This is a genomic window from Novosphingobium profundi (assembly GCF_018491765.1).
Taxonomy (GTDB): Bacteria; Pseudomonadota; Alphaproteobacteria; order Sphingomonadales; family Sphingomonadaceae; genus Novosphingobium; species Novosphingobium profundi.
The window spans coordinates 171132-186866 of sequence record NZ_JABWCU010000008.1; the positions used below are offsets into that span (position 1 = coordinate 171132).

17 protein-coding genes are annotated in these 15735 nt (G+C 67.4%); 11 read left to right on the top strand and 6 right to left on the bottom strand.

Going from position 1 to position 15735, the window contains the following annotated elements; translation table 11 throughout:
- Nucleotides 1-96: 96 nt before the first annotated feature.
- Nucleotides 97-1332 carry a murein hydrolase activator EnvC family protein gene (locus tag HT136_RS10595; RefSeq protein WP_214199733.1) on the top strand — a complete coding sequence of 412 codons (1236 nt, stop codon included), beginning with the start codon at nucleotides 97-99 and terminating at the stop codon, nucleotides 1330-1332.
- Nucleotides 1333-1338: 6 nt separating this feature from the next.
- Here the strand turns inward: HT136_RS10595 and HT136_RS10600 are convergent, their stop codons facing one another.
- Nucleotides 1339-1521, bottom strand: coding sequence for a hypothetical protein (locus HT136_RS10600; RefSeq protein ID WP_214199734.1), 183 nt, complete (start codon nucleotides 1519-1521; stop codon nucleotides 1339-1341).
- A 255-nt stretch (nucleotides 1522-1776) separates the two neighbouring features.
- On the opposite strand from HT136_RS10600, the gene HT136_RS10605 reads away from it, so the two are divergent.
- The 4 genes from HT136_RS10605 to HT136_RS10620 all read left to right on the top strand — a co-directional run bounded on the left by HT136_RS10605 (nucleotide 1777) and on the right by HT136_RS10620 (nucleotide 4896).
- Entirely contained in the window at nucleotides 1777-3180 is a 1404-nt protein-coding gene (locus HT136_RS10605; protein WP_214199735.1) for a S41 family peptidase, read from the top strand.
- An 11-nt stretch (nucleotides 3181-3191) separates the two neighbouring features.
- Entirely contained in the window at nucleotides 3192-3671 is a 480-nt protein-coding gene (locus HT136_RS10610; protein WP_214199736.1) for a disulfide bond formation protein B, read from the top strand.
- A gap of 5 nt (nucleotides 3672-3676) precedes the next feature.
- Nucleotides 3677-4204, top strand: a complete 528-nt coding sequence (locus HT136_RS10615; RefSeq protein ID WP_214199844.1) for a demethoxyubiquinone hydroxylase family protein — start codon at nucleotides 3677-3679, stop codon at nucleotides 4202-4204.
- A 125-nt stretch (nucleotides 4205-4329) separates the two neighbouring features.
- On the top strand, nucleotides 4330-4896 hold the full coding sequence (locus HT136_RS10620) for a hypothetical protein (protein WP_214199737.1): 567 nt from the start codon (nucleotides 4330-4332) through the stop codon (nucleotides 4894-4896).
- Nucleotides 4897-5052: 156 nt separating this feature from the next.
- Here the strand turns inward: HT136_RS10620 and fabI are convergent, their stop codons facing one another.
- The 4 genes from fabI to HT136_RS10640 form a co-directional block, all read right to left on the bottom strand.
- Entirely contained in the window at nucleotides 5053-5856 is an 804-nt protein-coding gene (fabI, locus tag HT136_RS10625; RefSeq protein WP_214199738.1) for an enoyl-ACP reductase FabI, read from the bottom strand.
- Nucleotides 5853-6863: a YihY/virulence factor BrkB family protein gene (locus HT136_RS10630; protein WP_343222161.1), complete on the bottom strand. Its 1011-nt coding sequence runs from the start codon at nucleotides 6861-6863 to the stop codon at nucleotides 5853-5855. The genes fabI and HT136_RS10630 overlap by 4 nt, the downstream gene beginning before the upstream one ends.
- 100 nt (nucleotides 6864-6963) lie before the next feature.
- Nucleotides 6964-7587 (bottom strand): glutathione S-transferase family protein, encoded by a 624-nt coding sequence (locus tag HT136_RS10635; protein WP_214199739.1) that lies wholly within the window; start codon nucleotides 7585-7587, stop codon nucleotides 6964-6966.
- A 32-nt stretch (nucleotides 7588-7619) separates the two neighbouring features.
- Nucleotides 7620-8624: an NAD(P)H-quinone oxidoreductase gene (locus tag HT136_RS10640; RefSeq protein WP_214199740.1), complete on the bottom strand. Its 1005-nt coding sequence runs from the start codon at nucleotides 8622-8624 to the stop codon at nucleotides 7620-7622.
- A gap of 99 nt (nucleotides 8625-8723) precedes the next feature.
- Here HT136_RS10640 and HT136_RS10645 point away from each other — a divergent pair, with 99 nt between their 5' ends.
- The 6 genes from HT136_RS10645 to HT136_RS10670 all read left to right on the top strand — a co-directional run bounded on the left by HT136_RS10645 (nucleotide 8724) and on the right by HT136_RS10670 (nucleotide 15464).
- The gene (locus tag HT136_RS10645) at nucleotides 8724-8984 is read left to right on the top strand and encodes a DUF1192 domain-containing protein (protein WP_214199741.1); all 261 of its coding nucleotides are present in this window, start codon (nucleotides 8724-8726) and stop codon (nucleotides 8982-8984) included.
- A 137-nt stretch (nucleotides 8985-9121) separates the two neighbouring features.
- Complete coding sequence (gene clpA / locus HT136_RS10650; RefSeq protein WP_214199742.1) at nucleotides 9122-11521, top strand: ATP-dependent Clp protease ATP-binding subunit ClpA; 2400 nt, start codon at nucleotides 9122-9124, stop codon at nucleotides 11519-11521.
- Between the two features lie 66 nt (nucleotides 11522-11587).
- Nucleotides 11588-12598, top strand: coding sequence for a ligase-associated DNA damage response exonuclease (locus HT136_RS10655; RefSeq protein WP_214199743.1), 1011 nt, complete (start codon nucleotides 11588-11590; stop codon nucleotides 12596-12598).
- Nucleotides 12598-14208, top strand: coding sequence for a cisplatin damage response ATP-dependent DNA ligase (locus tag HT136_RS10660; RefSeq protein WP_214199744.1), 1611 nt, complete (start codon nucleotides 12598-12600; stop codon nucleotides 14206-14208). Before HT136_RS10655 ends, HT136_RS10660 begins: the two co-directional genes overlap by 1 nt.
- A gap of 170 nt (nucleotides 14209-14378) precedes the next feature.
- Complete coding sequence (locus HT136_RS10665; RefSeq protein ID WP_281423408.1) at nucleotides 14379-14762, top strand: group II truncated hemoglobin; 384 nt, start codon at nucleotides 14379-14381, stop codon at nucleotides 14760-14762.
- Between the two features lie 57 nt (nucleotides 14763-14819).
- Entirely contained in the window at nucleotides 14820-15464 is a 645-nt protein-coding gene (locus HT136_RS10670) for a DUF1275 family protein (protein WP_214199745.1), read from the top strand.
- On the opposite strand, the gene HT136_RS10675 is transcribed toward HT136_RS10670, so the two are convergent.
- Nucleotides 15439-15729 (bottom strand): DUF167 domain-containing protein, encoded by a 291-nt coding sequence (locus HT136_RS10675; RefSeq protein ID WP_214199746.1) that lies wholly within the window; start codon nucleotides 15727-15729, stop codon nucleotides 15439-15441. The two genes, HT136_RS10670 and HT136_RS10675, sit on opposite strands and share 26 nt — an antisense overlap.
- Nucleotides 15730-15735: the final 6 nt, after the last annotated feature.

Genomic DNA, 15735 nt, shown 5'->3' on the forward strand with positions numbered 1-15735 from the left:
GTAGATAGGAATTTTTCCCGGAAATGTCAGGGGTCTGCCCTTGGATGGACCACCCTCCCCTTCCCCACGGGCGCGCCTTGGCCTAGGGCTGGATCCATGAAGCGCGCGCCTTTCCTGCTGCTGGTCTGTGGTCTGGGAACCGGCGGCCTGCTCGCCTCTCACGCCCTTTCCCAGCCCGGCGGCTTCGCGATGCTGGCACCCGGCGTCGATGCCACGAAGGCGCAAGAGCAGATTCTCGCCGCCCAGCGCGAGGGCGCGCAGGCCCGCAAGCGCGCCGAGGCGCTCGAGAAACGCGCGCGCGCAGTGACCGAACAGGCCGAGAAGACCGCGCGCGAGGCCGCCGCTCTCGCCGCGCGAATCCAGGAAAACGAAGCCGAAATCGCCGCGCAGGAAGCCAAGGTGAAACTGGTCACAGCCAAGCGTGGGAACTTGCGCGAGGATCTCGCCCGGCGGCAGGGCCCCTTGGTGCGCCTGACCGGCGCACTGCAACGCCTCTCGCGCCGCCCGACCCTGCTCGCGCTGCTGCGCCCGGGCTCGGTGCGCGACGCGGTCTACTTGCGCGCGCTGCTCGACACGATGCTCCCGCAAGTGGAGACGCGCACCGCCGCGCTGCGCCGGGAGATCGAACGCGGCCGCGCGCTCGAGGCCGAGGCCCGCCTCGCCGAAGCCGGCTTGCGCAAGGCCAACACCAGCATGCTCGCCAAGCGCCGCGACCTTGCCGTGCTCGAGACCCGCCAGCGCCTCGCCAGCCACGAAGTGGGTGGCAATGCCGCGCGTGAGAGCCGTCGTGCACTCGCACTGGCCGAACAGGCGCGCGACCTGGGTGAGCTCGTCGAGACGATGGACGCGCAAGGGCGCCTGCGTGCGGAACTTGCCGCCCTGCCCGGCCCGCTGATGCGCCCGCCCCGTCCCGAGGCGGCGCAAGTCCTCGACGCCGCGCAGTTCGTGCCGCCACCCGAAGGCCTCTCGAGCTGGACGATGCCGGTAATGGGCCGCCTCGTCACCGGTTTCGGCGAGGACCAGCCGGGGCAGATGCGCGCCAAGGGCATCACGCTCGAGACCCGCCCCAACGCGCAGATCGTTGCCCCCGCCGCCGGGCGCGTGGCCTTCGCGGGGCCCTATCGCGGCCACGGCCGGATCGTCATTCTCGAACACGACGCCGACTGGATGACGCTTATCACGGGGCTCGCCCGGCTCGACGTCGAGGTCGGCCAGAGCGTGGTGGGCGGCGCGCCGCTTGGCATGACCGGGCCCGGCAACCCCAGGGTCATGGTCGAACTGCGGCGCGCGGGCGAAGCGGTCAATCCGCTCCAGTTCCTGCGCGATCTCTAGGTTTGTTCAGCTTCCGGGGCTCAGCGTGCAGATGCGCGAGCGGCCCTTCCACAGCTCGACCGCCTGTTCCATCGCCGCGTTGCGTGTCTGCAGGAAGGCATCGGAAAGGCTCTGCGCCTTGAAGGCCTTGCGGCGCTGCGCGGTCCCCTGCGCGTCAATGAAGACCATCGTGAAGTTACCTGCCGTCATTGCCCTGTCCCCTAAGGCACGCGGCGCAAGGATGTGTTCATCCTGAGCGTGCCATGAACGCATTGTGATCCTTGCGTTAATGCGACGCCGTCCCAATTGGTTCCTCGCCGCCACCCGTTACCCGCGAATAGACGCAAACGCGGGCGGGCGAGCAGGACGAGCAATTGCGCGGGGGGCGCCACGCCGTTAGGGTGCAAATCCGGAAACCAGTGGCGAAACACCCAAGCCACCACCAGGAATGAGGCAAAACGCCCGATGAAGTTCGCTCCCCTGATGCGCGCTGCGCTGCTGGTCTCGGCCATGGCCGTGCTGCCGGCCGCGACCTCCGGCCTCGCCGCGGTCGACAGCCGTGTGAATCCGGAATTCGACAAGCTGTTCCACATCTACGCCCTGATCAAGGACAACTACGTCGACCAGGTGGATGACGACAAGCTGCTCAAGGGCGCGATCGACGGCATGCTGGCGAGCCTCGATCCCCATTCGAACTACCTTGACGGTCCCTCGCTGCAGCGCCTCGAGACGATGATCGACGGCAACTACTCGGGCCTTGGCCTTTCGGTCGTCGAAGACGAAGGCGCGGTCAAGATCATCGCCCCGTTCAAGGGCAGCCCGGCCGAGAAGGCCGGCCTCAAGGCGGGCGACTACATCACCCACCTCGACGGCGTGCTCTATTACGAGCGCGACCTCGACGAGGCGGTCTCCAAGATGCGCGGGGCCGCCGGCACCTCGATCAAGCTGACGATCTACCGCCCCGGCCGCGACGAGCCCTTTGATGTGACCGTCACGCGCGGCGTGATCGAGCTCGAGCCGGTGACCTGGGAGCTCAAGGAAAACGTGGGCTACATTTCGGTCAACGAGTTCTCGCGCGATGTCGGCGTCGACGTCGCCAAGGCGATCACCGACCTTCGCAAGCAGGCCGCGACCAAGGGCACCGGGCCGATGGTCGGCCTCGTGCTCGACTTGCGCCAGAATCCGGGCGGTTCGCTCGACGAGGCGGTCGCCCTTTCGGACCTCTTCCTCGACAAGGGCGTGATCGTCTCGCAGCGCGGGCGCCGTGCCAGCGAGAACCAGTTCTACCGCGCCGAGACGATGTTCAAGGGCGACGCGCTCAAGGGCACGCCCATCGCCGTGCTTGTCGACGCCGGCTCGGCCTCGGCCTCCGAGATCGTCGCGGGCGCGCTGCAAGACCAGCACCGCGCGGTGATTATGGGCGAGCGCACCTTCGGCAAGGGTTCGGTCCAGTCGTTCCTGCCGCTCGACCGCACCAGCGCGATCAAGCTCACGACCGCGCGCTACTACACCCCCTCGGGCCACTCGGTGCAGGAAGGCGGCATCGAACCCGACATCGAGGTCCCCCAGCTTTCCGATCCCGACGCGCGCCTGCGCGCCGAGCGCGCGGTGCGCGAATCCGACTTGCGCGGTCACCTGATCAACGAGGCGGGCCTCGAGGACAAGGACCTCGAGAGCGACAAGACCGACGATCCGCGCTTCGCGGCGACGCCCAAGGAACTCGAGGCGCAGGGCATCAAGGACTTCCAGCTCCACTACGCCATTTCCACCCTGCAGCGCACCGCGGGCAAGCCCGCCGCACTGGCCGCCGCGGCCAAGCCGGTCTCACCCAACCCGGCCGCGACCAAGGCCCCGGCGAAGAAGGACTGAGGCGCACCGCCATGAGCGTTCCCGTCCCCGCCCCGATCCGCGCCGCACGCGCGCTTGCCCTGCTGGTTCCTGCCGGCGCCTTGGCAGGAGCCTACATCGGCCAGTACGGCTTCCATCTCTATCCTTGCGAGATGTGCTGGTGGCAGCGCTATCCGCACTTCCTGGCGCTCGCGCTCGCCGCGCTCGCCTTCCTGCGCGCGCCGGTGCGCCCGCTGGTCGCCGTCGCGGCGCTCGCGATCCTCACCTCGGGCCTCATCGGCGGCTACCACGCAGGGGTCGAAATGGGCTGGTGGGAAGGCGTCACGACGTGCGCCACCACCGCCACGCAGGGTGGCAACCCGCTCGATGCGATCATGGCCGCGCCGGTGATCCGCTGCGACGTCGTGCAATTCGCGTTTCTGGGCATCTCGATGGCCGGGTGGAACTTCCTCGTCTCCACCGCCTCGGCGCTTGCCATCCTGTTCCTGATCGGTTTTGGCAAGAAGGCATGAACGAGATGACCACCTCCCCGCGCAAGGCGCTGACCGACCGCATGATCCGCGTCGACCAGGCCGGTGAATACGGCGCCGTGCGCATCTACGCCGGGCAAATGGCGGTAATGGGCAACCGCGCACCCCATTCGGGCGAAGTCGTGCACATGGCCGAGCAGGAGGACGTTCACTGGCGCCGCTTCAACGAGCTCGTCGCCGAGCGCGGCGTGCGCCCGACGCTGCTCCAGCCGGTGTGGAAGGTCGCGGGTTTCGCGCTCGGCGCGGCCACCGCGCTGATCGGACCCGAGGCGGCCATGGCCTGCACCGCGGCGATCGAGACCGAGATCGACAAGCACTACACCGAGCAGCTCGAGGAACTGGGCGAGGACGATCCCGAACTGGGCGACGCGATCCGCCAGTTCCGCGACGAGGAACGCGAACACCGCGACGCCGCGCTCGCCGCGGGGGCCGAGAAGGCGCCCGCCTATCCGCTGCTGTTCAACGCCATCCGCCTGGGCTGCCGTGCCGCGATCAAGCTGTCCGAGCGGATCTGACCCGGCCCTGCGCGCCCTTGATCCCCCGCAAGTCCTTGCGCGCGAACTTAAGCTATCGTTCAAGCCGCGCCGGGGTATAGAACAATGACGGTGCGCCTGGCCGCCGGAATCTGGAGTTCGAGACGATGACCCGCCTTCTGACCACTGCCGCCGCGCTCGCCGCCCTGAGCGCAGGCCTTACCCTGGCCGCCGCACCCGCCGCCGCCCAGGACGAGGGTGGCGACCGCGTCAACCAGGTCATCGTCTATGGCGACGATCCCTGCCCCAAGTCGACCGACAACGAGATCACCGTCTGCGCGCGCAAGCCCGAGGAGGAGCGCTATCGCATCCCCGCCCCGCTGCGCGGCATCGACCGCCCCGAATCGCAGACCTGGACCGACAAGGTGCAGGCCTACGAAACCGTCGGCGCGTTCGGCACGATGAGCTGCTCGCCGGTCGGCGCGAGCGGCGCCTCGGGCTGCGAACAGCAGCTGATCGACAAGGCCTACGCTTCCAAGAAGAACGGCTCGGACGTCAAGTTCTCCAAGCTGATCGAGGCCGAGCGCGAAAAGCGCCTCTCCACCATCGACCAGAGCGCCGCGCAGGAGCAGAAGGCCGTCGAGAAGGAGGAAGACGCCTACTTCGCCAAGAAGAAGGCCGAGGAGGACGCCAAGGCCGCCGCGGCTCCGGCCGAAGGCACGCCGCCGCAGTAAGCGGCAAGGACGGTGTGCGAGGGCCATCGCCCTCGCGCTCCCCATCTTTGGCGAGATCCGCCTGGGCCAAAGAGGTCCTGCACCACACACGAAAAAGGGGCCGGGAACAGTCTGTTCCCGGCCCCTTTTTCGCAGATGGCCGAAAGGCCCTCCCGATCAACTCAGCGCAATGTCGGGAGCGTCTTCCTGCTTCATGCCGACGAGGTGATAGCCCGAGTCCACGTGGTGGACTTCGCCGGTCACGCCCGAGGACAGGTCGGACAGGAGGTAGAGCGCCGAGCCGCCCACGTCGTCGATCGTCGTGTTGCGGCGCAGCGGCGAGTTGAGCTCGTTCCACTTGAGGATGTAGCGGAAATCGCCGATGCCGCTGGCGGCCAGCGTCTTGATAGGGCCGGCCGAGATCGCGTTGACACGGATACCCTGGGGCCCGAGGTCGTTGGCGAGGTACTGCACCGAAGTCTCAAGCGCCGCCTTGGCCACGCCCATGACGTTGTAGTGGGGTACGACCTTCTCCGCGCCGTAGTAGGTCAGCGTCAGGATCGAGCCGCCATCGGGCATCATCGCCATCGCGCGCTTGGTCACCGCGACCAGGCTGTAGGCCGAGATGTTCATGGTCATGAGGAAATTGTCGAGGCTGGTGTCGACGTACTTGCCGCGCAGCTCGTTCTTGTCGGAGAAACCGATCGCGTGGACCACGAAGTCGATCGTCTCCCAACGCTCGGCGAGCGTGGCGAAGGCGGCGTCGATCGCGTCCATGTCCGAGACGTCGCAATCGATCAGGAAATCACTGCCCAGGCTCTCGGCAAGCGGCAGCACGCGCTTCTTGAGCGCATCGCCCTGGTATGAAAAGGCGAGCTCTGCTCCCTGCTCGTGCAGCTTCCTGGCGATACCCCAGGCCAGCGACTTGTCATTGGCGAGGCCCATGATCAGGCCGCGTTTACCCTGCATCAGACCGGTCATTCGTTATCTTCCCGTGTTTCGTTATCGTACGGCCCGGTGGCCGCAGCGGTTGGCTCGCCCTTGGTTCCTTGATCGGGCGCTACCGCAAGTGCTGCATTCAACTCTGCCCCCACGACCATCCCTAAGCCGACGAGCCAGAAAAAGAAAAGGGCGATCATCACCCCGGCAAGGCTTCCGTAGGTGAGATCATAGACGAAAAAATTGCGCAGAACGCGCGGAAGTGCCCAGGCCACCAGCAGCCACCAACCGGTGACAAGCGCGGCGCCTGGCCACTTGGGATATTCGCGCGCCTGATAGCGACCCGGAGTCAGAAGGTAAATAAGGCCGTAAATCGATGCATAGAGCGTGAACGCGCTGACGCTGCGGGTGACCACGATCTGGTCGAGCACGCGTTCGAGCCGGGGAAACAGGATCGCGACGATCTCCTCGATCGCCCCGATCAGGACCTGCGAGGACAACGAGATCAACACCAGCAGCACCGAGCCGAAGATGAGGCCGCTCGAATAGAGGCGGTAGTGCCAGTAGGCCCGGCGCTTGCGCGCGCCATAAGCGCGGTGGAGGATGTCGCGGATCGTCTCGATCAGGCTCGTCGCGGTCCACAGCCCGGCCAGGCCACCGAACCACAGCAGCCAGCCATGGCGCGCGGCGACCACGTCGCGCGCGACCGGCGCCAGCACTTCGGCCACGCGCGGGGGCATGGAACGCAGCACGGTGTCGATCGAGGCGTCGAGCCGCCCCGCCTCACCGAGCACCGAGAAGATCGCGGCCAGCACGATGAAGAACGGGAACAGCGCCATCAGCGTCATGTAGGCAAGGTTGCCGGCGTGGATGAAGCCATCGTTCCAGGCACCTGCGAGAACGCGCCGGGTAATCGCGAAAGCACGAGTGCCAGGCCCCGCCCATCCCCGGATCGCCCCCGCGGCCCGCGCGCGACGTGCGCCGGACAGCCGACCGGATCGCGCCGGCCCGGGGGCATGGTTCGCTGCGGGGGGCTGGTCGCGCTTCACGCCGCGAACATAGGTATCATCACCCTGAGGATCAAATAGGGGGAGCGAACCCGGCGCGCGCCGGCCCCGGACACACGCGGGCCCGTTCGCTCAGGCCCGCTCAGGCCTCATCCATCGCCTCGAAGCGCGGCAACGCGGCCATGCGCCGCAGCCAGCGGCAGACCTGGCCATAGTCGCCCAGCCGGAAACCACCCGCCTCGGCGAGATGGGTATAGGCGAACAGGATGATGTCGGCGAGCGAGACCGCGTGCCCTGCGAACCATTCGCGCCCGACGAGATGCTCGTCCATCACCCGCAAGGCCTCTTCGCCCGCCGCGCGCTTCATCGCGATCTGCTCGCGCTGGTTCGCGGTGAGGTTGGATTCGCCCAGGTACAGGAGCCAGAAGCGCAACGTCGCGATGTTGGGCTCGTGGTTGTACTGCTCGAAGAACATCCAGCGCAGCATGTCGGCACGGTCGAAGCGGTCGGCGGGGATCAGCGGCGAGCCATCGGCGAGGTACCAGCAGGCCGCGTTGCTTTCGGGCAGGAAGCGCGCGCCGATCTGCAGCACCGGGATGCGTCCGTTGCCGTTGACCCGGGCGAGGAATTCGCTCGTGCGCGTCTCGCCGCGCAGGATGTCGTAGCCGACGCGCCGCAGCGGCTGCCCCAGCAGCGCGGCGGTAAGCCGGATCTTGTAGCAATTGCCGCTGCGCGGGTCCTCGTGCAGGACCAGTTCCTCGCTCATCGCATCCCTTTCATTATGCCCTCTCCCCGGGGTCACCCGACCTCGAGAACGATCTTTCCGACGTGATGGCCCTCTTCCATGCGACGATGGGCAGCTCCGGCCTCCTCGAGCGCGAAACGCCGGTCCATGACCGGACGAAGCTCGCCCGCGGCCACGAGCGGCCAGACCTGTTCGCGGATCTCGCGGGTCAGGAGCGCCTTGAACGCATCCGAACGGGCCCGCAGGGTCGATCCCGTCAGGGTATAACGACGCATCATGACCACCGCCATGTTGATTTCGGCCTTGGCCCCGCCCTGCACCGCGATGGTGACGTGGCGCCCGTCCATCGCGAGGCACTTGAGATTGCGCGCCACGTAGTTGCCCGCGACCATATCGAGCACGATGTCCACACCGCACCCAGCGGTGATCGCCTTCACCTCCTCGACGAAGTCGGCCGCCTTGTAGTCGATCGCATGGTGCGCGCCGATCTCGAGCGCGCGCGCGCACTTGTCCGGCGAGCCGCAGGTGACGATCACGGTGAGCCCGAACAGGCGCCCCAGCATCGTCGCCATCGAGCCGATCCCGCTGGTACCGCCGTGAACCAGCAGCGTCTCGCCCTCGCGGGCATAGGCGCGCTCGAAGACGTTGTGCCACACCGTGAACAGCGTCTCGGGCAAGGCCGCCGCCTCGTCCATCGCGAGGCCCTCTGGCACCGGCAGACACTGTTCGGACCGCGCAAGACAGTAGGGCGCGTAACCGCCCCCACCCACGAGCGCGCAGACCCGCTCGCCCAGTGCCCATTGATCGACGCCCTCGCCAAGCGCCACGACCGTCCCCGAAATCTCGAGCCCGGGCAGTGGCGAGGCGCCGGGCGGCGGCGGATAGTGCCCTTGGCGCTGCACCACGTCGGGGCGGTTCACCCCTGCAAAGGCCACTGCGACGAGAACCTCGCCGGGGCCAGGCGCGGGAACCGGCTCTGTCTGGGGCTGGAGGACCTCGGGGCCGCCGGGGGTGGAAAAGCCCACCGCGGTCATCGTCTCGGGCAAACACGCGATCATGGGGCACTGTTGCCACAATCCGAGGGAGCTTGGGAACAGTTTTCGAGTGGATTGAGAAGGCATTGACAAGTCCCCCCCCAAGGTCCGATGCTGCGGGCAATGGACGACGACGAGCGACCTCGGCCCCGGCCGTCCGAACAGAAGTTCGGAGCAGCCAGTCTCCTCTCCGGGGAGAACCTGGACAGCTACTCGCTTGACGAATTGGATGCGCGCAAGGCGCTGCTGGAAACCGAGATTTCCCGGATCACCGCGCACCGTGCCCGCGCCGCCTCGCACCGCCTCGCAGCCGAGGCGCTGTTCGGCAAGGCCGCCGCACCGGCCCCGTCCTCCCCTCCTGATCCGTTCAGGCAGGAATCATGATGGGCGCCTCAGGATCTTCCCGGGTTGTACGATCGACCCTCGCAAGCGTCCTGAGACCGCCTATATTGAGTCTGAAACGACAATCCATCACAGTTCCCCCTCAAGAGGAGCCATCCTCCAACTGGAAAGAGTGCTAAATGCCCAGTTTCGCACAAAGCCTTGAGAAAACCCTGCATTCGGCCCTGTCCCATGCGTCAGAGCGGAGCCACGAATACGCGACGCTCGAGCACCTGCTGCTCGCGCTGATCGACGATACCGACGCGGCGCAGGTCATGCAGGCGTGCGGCGTCGATCTCGGCGACCTGGGCGACGTGGTGCGCCAGTACCTCGACCAGGAATACCAGTCGCTCAAGACCGAGGACAAGGGCGATCCCTCGCCCACCGCCGGGTTCCAGCGCGTGATCCAGCGCGCGATCCTGCACGTGCAGTCCTCGGGCAAGGACACCGTGACCGGCGCCAACGTTCTGGTCGCGCTGTTCTCCGAACGCGACAGCTACGCGGTCTATTTCCTGCAGCAGCAGGACATGAGCCGCCTCGACGCGGTGAGCTACATCAGCCACGGCATCGGCAAGGGTGGCAAGCGCATCGAGGACCGCTCGAGCAAGGGTGCGGAAGACGCCGCGCCCCAGCCCGAAGAGAAGGCCGAGACCAAGGCCGCCGGAAACAAGAAGGATTCCGCGCTCGACCAGTTCTGCGTCAACCTCAACGAAAAGGCGCTGAACGGCAAGGTCGACCCGCTGATCGGGCGCGGCCCCGAAGTCGACCGCACGATCCAGATCCTGTGCCGTCGCTCGAAGAACAACCCGCTCTACGTGGGCGATCCGGGCGTGGGCAAGACAGCCATCGCCGAGGGCCTGGCGCGCAAGATCGTCGAGGACGAGGTGCCCGAGGTGCTCTCCGAGGCGGTGATCTACTCGCTCGACATGGGTTCGCTGCTGGCCGGCACGCGCTACCGCGGCGACTTCGAGGAACGCTTGAAGCAAGTCGTCTCCGAACTCGAGAAGATGCCCCACGCGATCCTCTTCATCGACGAGATCCACACCGTGATCGGCGCCGGCGCCACCAGCGGCGGCGCGATGGATGCCAGCAACCTGTTGAAGCCCGCGCTGTCGGGCGGCACGATCCGCTGCATCGGCTCGACGACCTACAAGGAATTCCGCAACCACTTCGAGAAGGACCGCGCGCTGCTGCGCCGGTTCCAGAAGATCGACGTCAACGAGCCTTCGATCGAGGATACGATCAAGATTCTCAAGGGCCTGCGTTCGGCCTTCGAGGACCACCACAAGGTCAAGTACACCCCCGATGCGATCAAGACCGCGGTCGAGCTTTCGGCGCGCTACATCAACGACCGCAAGCTGCCCGACAAGGCGATCGACGTGATCGACGAAGTCGGCGCGATGCAGATGCTGGTGCCGCCCAGCCGCCGCAAGAAGACGATCGGCGCGCGTGAGATCGAGCAGGTCATCGCGACGATGGCCCGCATCCCGCCCAAGTCGGTGTCGAAGGACGACAAGAAGGCGCTCGAGAATCTCGAACGTGACCTGAAGCGCGTCGTCTTCGGCCAGGACAAGGCGATCGACGTGCTTTCGACCGCGATGAAGCTCAGCCGCGCCGGGCTCCGCGATCCGGACAAGCCGATCGGCTCGTTCCTGTTCTCGGGCCCCACGGGCGTGGGCAAGACCGAGGTCGCCAAGCAACTCGCCTCGATCATGGGCATCCCGATGCAGCGCTTCGACATGTCGGAATACATGGAGCGCCATTCGGTCAGCCGTCTGATCGGTGCGCCTCCGGGCTATGTCGGCTTCGACCAGGGGGGCCTGCTTACCGACGCGATCGACCAGCAGCCGCACTGCGTGCTCCTGCTCGACGAGATCGAGAAGGCGCACCCCGACCTGTTCAACATCCTCCTGCAGGTGATGGACAACGGCAAGCTGACCGACCACCACGGCAAGACCGTCGATTTCCGCAACGTGGTCCTGATCATGACCACCAACGCGGGCGCTTCGGACATGGCGCGCAACGGCATCGGCTTTGGCGACATCTCGAAGGCGGATGCGGGCGACGAGGCGGTGAAGAACCTCTTCACCCCCGAATTCCGCAACCGTCTCGATGCCATCGTGCCCTTCGCCTACCTTGCCAAGGACACCATCAGCCGGGTCGTCGACAAGTTCATCCTCCAGCTCGAACTGCAGCTGGCGGACCAGAACGTGCACATCCAGTTCGACGCGGACGCCCGCGCCTGGCTGGGCGACAAGGGCTATGACCGCCTCTACGGCGCGCGTCCGATGGGCCGCGTGATCCAGGAGAAGGTAAAGCAGCCGCTGGCCGAGGAACTGCTCTTCGGCAAGCTCGCGCACGGCGGCGAGGTCCATGTCACCGTCAAGGACGAGAACGGCCTCAACTTCGAACTGACCCCGTCCGCGCCCAAGGTCTCCAAGACCAGCAAGCGCAAGACGACCGCGAAGAAGGCACCGGCCAAGAAGTCGGACTCAGGCTCCGAGGCCGATCCCAAGCCCGAGGCCAGCTCGGACGATTGATCGCCGTTGCAGTGAACTCGAACGAATGGGGTGGGAACCACGCGGTTCCCGCCCCATTTTTCATGCATGCCCCGTGATTTCGCCTGGATCCACCCCGAGCCCTGGGGAATTCACGTCGTTCCCGCCGATTGCTGGATCGATCCCGCCCGGCCCGTCGCGTGCGCGCTGGTGACGCATGGCCACGCAGATCACGCGCGCGGCGGCCACGGCGAGACTTTTGCCACGCCCGAAACGCTGGCGATCATGAAGTTGCGCTACGCAACTTCGCAAGGCGCCCGCCCTGCGCCCTACCACGAAAGCGTAACCCTGCCCGGTTCGGTACGCGCCACGTGGATACCGGCGGGCCACGTGCTGGGCTCGGCGCAGATCCTGCTCGAACACGCAGGCGAACGCGTCATCGTCACCGGCGACTTCAAGCGCCGCGCCGACCCCACGTGCCCTCCCTTCGAGGTCACCCCTTGCGACGTCCTGATCACCGAGGCCACGTTCGGCCTGCCGGTCTTTCGCCACCCCCCCGTCGCGCACGAGATCGCCAAGCTCACCCGGGCGCTGGCCCTGCAGCCCGAACGCTGCGTGCTCGTGGGCGCCTATGCCCTCGGCAAGGCGCAGCGCCTGATCGCGGAATTGCGCGCGGCCGGGCATGACCAGACCATCTGGCTGCACGGTGCGATGGAGGCAATGTGCCGGCTCTATGAGAACTTCGGCATCGACCTGGGATCCTTGAAGCTCGTATCCGATGCACCCTCGAGAGAGGCGCTGGCGGGGCACATCGTCCTCGCCCCGCCCTCGGCGCTCAACGATCGCTGGAGCCGCCGGCTGCCCGATCCGCTGACCGCCATGGCTTCGGGCTGGATGCGCGTGCGCCAGCGAGCGCGCCAGCGCGGAGTCGAGCTCCCGCTGATCATCTCCGACCACGCCGACTGGGACGAACTGACGCAGACCGTGGTCGACGTTGCTCCACGTGAAACATGGATCACCCACGGGCGCGAGGACGCGATGCTGCGCTGGTGCGAACTCAACCAGCGCAAGGCGCGCGCGCTTGCGATGCTGGGCTACGAAGAGGACGAGGACGGCTGATGGAACGCTTCGCCGCCCTCCTCGACACGCTCGTCTACACGCGCAGCCGCAACGCCAAGCTTGCCGCCCTGGCGCATTACCTGCGTGAGACGCCCGATCCCGACCGAGGCTACGCGCTCGCCGCCTTGTCCGACGGGCTCGACTTCGCGGCGGTCAAGAGCAGCACGATCCGCAACCTGATGCGCGAGCGGGTCGATCCCGAACTCTGGACGCTGAGCCGCGACTACGTGGGCGACAGCGCCGAGACCGCCAGCCTGCTCTGGCCCGAATCCGGAGATCCCGCCTCCCCGCCCACGGTCGGCGAAGCGGTCGCCGCGCTTTCCGCAATGACACGCGCCAACGTGATGGAGGACCTGCCCCGCCTGCTCGACCGGCTCGACGCCGAGGGCCGCTATGCCCTCCTGAAGCTGGCGACCGGGGCCATGCGGATCGGGATCTCGGCCCGGCTCGCCAAGACCGCCTTCGCGCAGGCCTTCGACGTCGCGCTCGAGGACGTCGAGGAACACTGGCACGGACAGGCGCCCCCCTATACCGCGCTGTTCGACTGGGCGGCGCGCGGTGCACCAGCGCCAGAGACCGGCAACCTGCCCTTGTTCCGCCCCTTCATGCTCGCCCACCCGCTCGGCGAGGACGAGATACTCGATCTCGCGACGTACGCCGCCGAATGGAAGTGGGACGGCATCCGCGTGCAAGTGGTGCGCAGCCCCGGCGAAAGCGGCCTTGGTGAAACCCGGCTCTATTCGCGCTCGGGCGACGACATCTCGGCGAGCTTCCCCGAGATTACCGAGGCGCTCGACATCGATTGCGTGCTCGACGGCGAATTGCTCGTGCGCGGAGATGCCCAAGGCGGCAGGGACGGTGGCGCGGGCAGTTTCAACGCGCTCCAGCAACGCCTCGGTCGCAAGACCGTCTCGAAGCGACTGCGCGCTGAAGCCCCCGCCTTCGTGCGCCTCTACGACCTTCTCCAGCGCGAGGGCGAAGACTTGCGCGCCCGGACCTGGCACGCGCGCCGCGCCGCGCTCGAGACCCTGTTGCCCCGGCTCGATCCGCAGCACTTCGATCTCTCCACGCTGATCGGCGTAACCAACTTCGCAGACCTTGCGCGCCTGCGCGAAACGGCGCGCGACGCCGCGATCGAGGGAGTCATGCTCAAACACCGCGAAAGCCCCTATGTCGCGGGGCGCAAGACAGGCCTGTGGTACAAATGGAAGCGCGATCCCCTGCTGATCGACTGCGTGCTGATGTACGCGCAGCGCGGCTCGGGCAAACGCTCCTCGTTCTATTCGGACTTCACCTTCGGCTGCTGGGATGGTGACCCCGACGCGGGGGCCGAGCTGCTGCCGGTGGGCAAGGCCTATTTCGGCTTCACCGACGAGGAGTTGAAGCAGCTCGACCGCCACGTGCGCACCCACACGGTCCAGAGGTTCGGGCCGGTGCGCGAAACCGACAAGTCGCTGGTCTTCGAGGTCGCCTTCGATTCGGTCCACGCAAGCCGCCGCCACAAGTCCGGCCTTGCCATGCGCTTCCCGCGCATCAGCCGCATCCGCGCCGACAAGCCGCCGCACGAGGCCGATCGCCTCGCCACGCTGCGCGCGTTGGTGCAGGACTGAATCGGGCCGCTTTGACCGGTATCAAGGACGGCGCACGCGCTCCGGGCTAGCACGCAAGCGTCCCGAAAGCCGCCTGTGGAGACCTGCCCGTGACCGCCCACGCCGATGCCCCGCCGCGCCCCGATGCGGCTTCGCAAACGCCTCCCACGACGCCGCGCACGCCTTTCTACCTGCTGGGCGGAATGCCGGTCTTCGAGGCCATCGCCCAGCGCTTCTACGATCTCATGGACAGTGATCCGGCCTATGCCGAGCTGCGCGCGATGCACGCGCCCGACCTCACCCCGATGCGCGAATCGCTGCCCCAGTTCCTCGCCGGATGGGCGGGCGGGCCGCGCGACTGGTTCGAGGCGCACCCCGACCGCTGCATGATGAGCATCCACAAGCCCTTCCGCATCACCACCCAGACCGCCGACCAGTGGGCGGGCGCGATCCAGCGCGCCATCGCCGACGTCGCCCCCGAACCCAAGAAGATCGCCGATGCCATGGGCGAAGTGCTCGCCGACTTGTGCGCGGCGATGGCGGTGCGCCCTCCGCAGAATCCAGTGACCTCCTGAGAAGCCTCGGCCCCCACACGGGCTGACAGGAGAAACGCGCTCGGCTAGCCTCGCCCCATGAACAGGCTCGATCGATCCCGCCGGACGCTGGCCGCCGGCCTGGCCGCCCTCGCGGGCTACGTCGACGCCACCGGCTATCTCAGCGCCGATCGCTACTTCGTCTCGTTCATGTCGGGCAACACCACCCGCCTCGCGACCGAAGTGATCGTCGCCCCCAGGCTGGCCGCGATCCCCGCGCTGCTGATTGCCGGTTTCCTCTTCGGGGTCACTCTCGGCGGGGTGACCGCCCACCTTGCGGGTCGCTGGCGCAAGTGCGCGGTCCTGGCGCTGGTCACCGCGCTGCTCGCGCTCGCCGCGATCTGCGCCCTCTTCGCGCAGACTGCCGCGATGATGGTGCTTCTCGTCCTCGCCATGGGGGCGCTCAACATGGCGCTGCGCGCCGGCGAGGTCCCGGTGGCGCTGACCTATCTCACCGGCGCCGTGGTGCGCATGGGCCACTGGCTCGCCGATCGCCTGACCGGGCGTCCGCCGCAACCGGTGCTTGCGCACGCGCTCCTGTGGCTCGCGCTTGCCGCGGGCGCGGCGCTCGGTGCGCTCAGCTTCACCCGTTTCGCCGCGAGCGGACTGTTCTTTGCCGCCGGCGCCAGCGCTCTGCTGACGCTGGCAGGGCTGCACGTCAGCTGCCGCTATCCGCAACCCTGAACAGCTTCTCGCGCGAAGTTGCGCCGCGCAACAATTCGAGCCGCGAGGGCGCAAGGCCAAGTGCGCTCGCCAGCAACGAACGCACCGCCTCGTTGGCCTTGCCGTCCTGCGGCTTGGCGCGCACTTTGGCGATGAGGTGCCCCTCCTCGATCGCCAGCGCCTCGCTGCGCGATCCGGGAGTTACCCGCACGGCGAGGCGCCCCTCGCCATCGACCAGCGCCGCCACCGCCCCGGCCGCGGGCATTTCGGTACGTACGCGCGCCATGACGGC

Excerpts from the sequence above, each read along its gene's own strand:
- HT136_RS10620 (WP_214199737.1), top strand. The coding sequence starts at position 4,330 with ATGACCCGCCTTCTGACCACTGCCGCCGCGCTCGCCGCCCTGAGCGCA.
- HT136_RS10635 (WP_214199739.1), bottom strand. The coding sequence starts at position 7,587 with ATGAGCGAGGAACTGGTCCTGCACGAGGACCCGCGCAGCGGCAATTGC.
- HT136_RS10655 (WP_214199743.1), top strand. The coding sequence starts at position 11,588 with ATGCCCCGTGATTTCGCCTGGATCCACCCCGAGCCCTGGGGAATTCAC.
- HT136_RS10605 (WP_214199735.1), top strand. The coding sequence starts at position 1,777 with ATGAAGTTCGCTCCCCTGATGCGCGCTGCGCTGCTGGTCTCGGCCATG.
- HT136_RS10660 (WP_214199744.1), top strand. The coding sequence starts at position 12,598 with ATGGAACGCTTCGCCGCCCTCCTCGACACGCTCGTCTACACGCGCAGC.
- HT136_RS10670 (WP_214199745.1), top strand. The coding sequence starts at position 14,820 with ATGAACAGGCTCGATCGATCCCGCCGGACGCTGGCCGCCGGCCTGGCC.
- fabI (WP_214199738.1), bottom strand. The coding sequence starts at position 5,856 with ATGACCGGTCTGATGCAGGGTAAACGCGGCCTGATCATGGGCCTCGCC.
- HT136_RS10675 (WP_214199746.1), bottom strand. The coding sequence starts at position 15,729 with ATGGCGCGCGTACGTACCGAAATGCCCGCGGCCGGGGCGGTGGCGGCG.
- HT136_RS10615 (WP_214199844.1), top strand. The coding sequence starts at position 3,677 with ATGACCACCTCCCCGCGCAAGGCGCTGACCGACCGCATGATCCGCGTC.
- HT136_RS10640 (WP_214199740.1), bottom strand. The coding sequence starts at position 8,624 with ATGATCGCGTGTTTGCCCGAGACGATGACCGCGGTGGGCTTTTCCACC.
- HT136_RS10645 (WP_214199741.1), top strand. The coding sequence starts at position 8,724 with ATGGACGACGACGAGCGACCTCGGCCCCGGCCGTCCGAACAGAAGTTC.
- HT136_RS10600 (WP_214199734.1), bottom strand. The coding sequence starts at position 1,521 with ATGACGGCAGGTAACTTCACGATGGTCTTCATTGACGCGCAGGGGACC.
- HT136_RS10595 (WP_214199733.1), top strand. The coding sequence starts at position 97 with ATGAAGCGCGCGCCTTTCCTGCTGCTGGTCTGTGGTCTGGGAACCGGC.
- HT136_RS10610 (WP_214199736.1), top strand. The coding sequence starts at position 3,192 with ATGAGCGTTCCCGTCCCCGCCCCGATCCGCGCCGCACGCGCGCTTGCC.
- clpA (WP_214199742.1), top strand. The coding sequence starts at position 9,122 with ATGCCCAGTTTCGCACAAAGCCTTGAGAAAACCCTGCATTCGGCCCTG.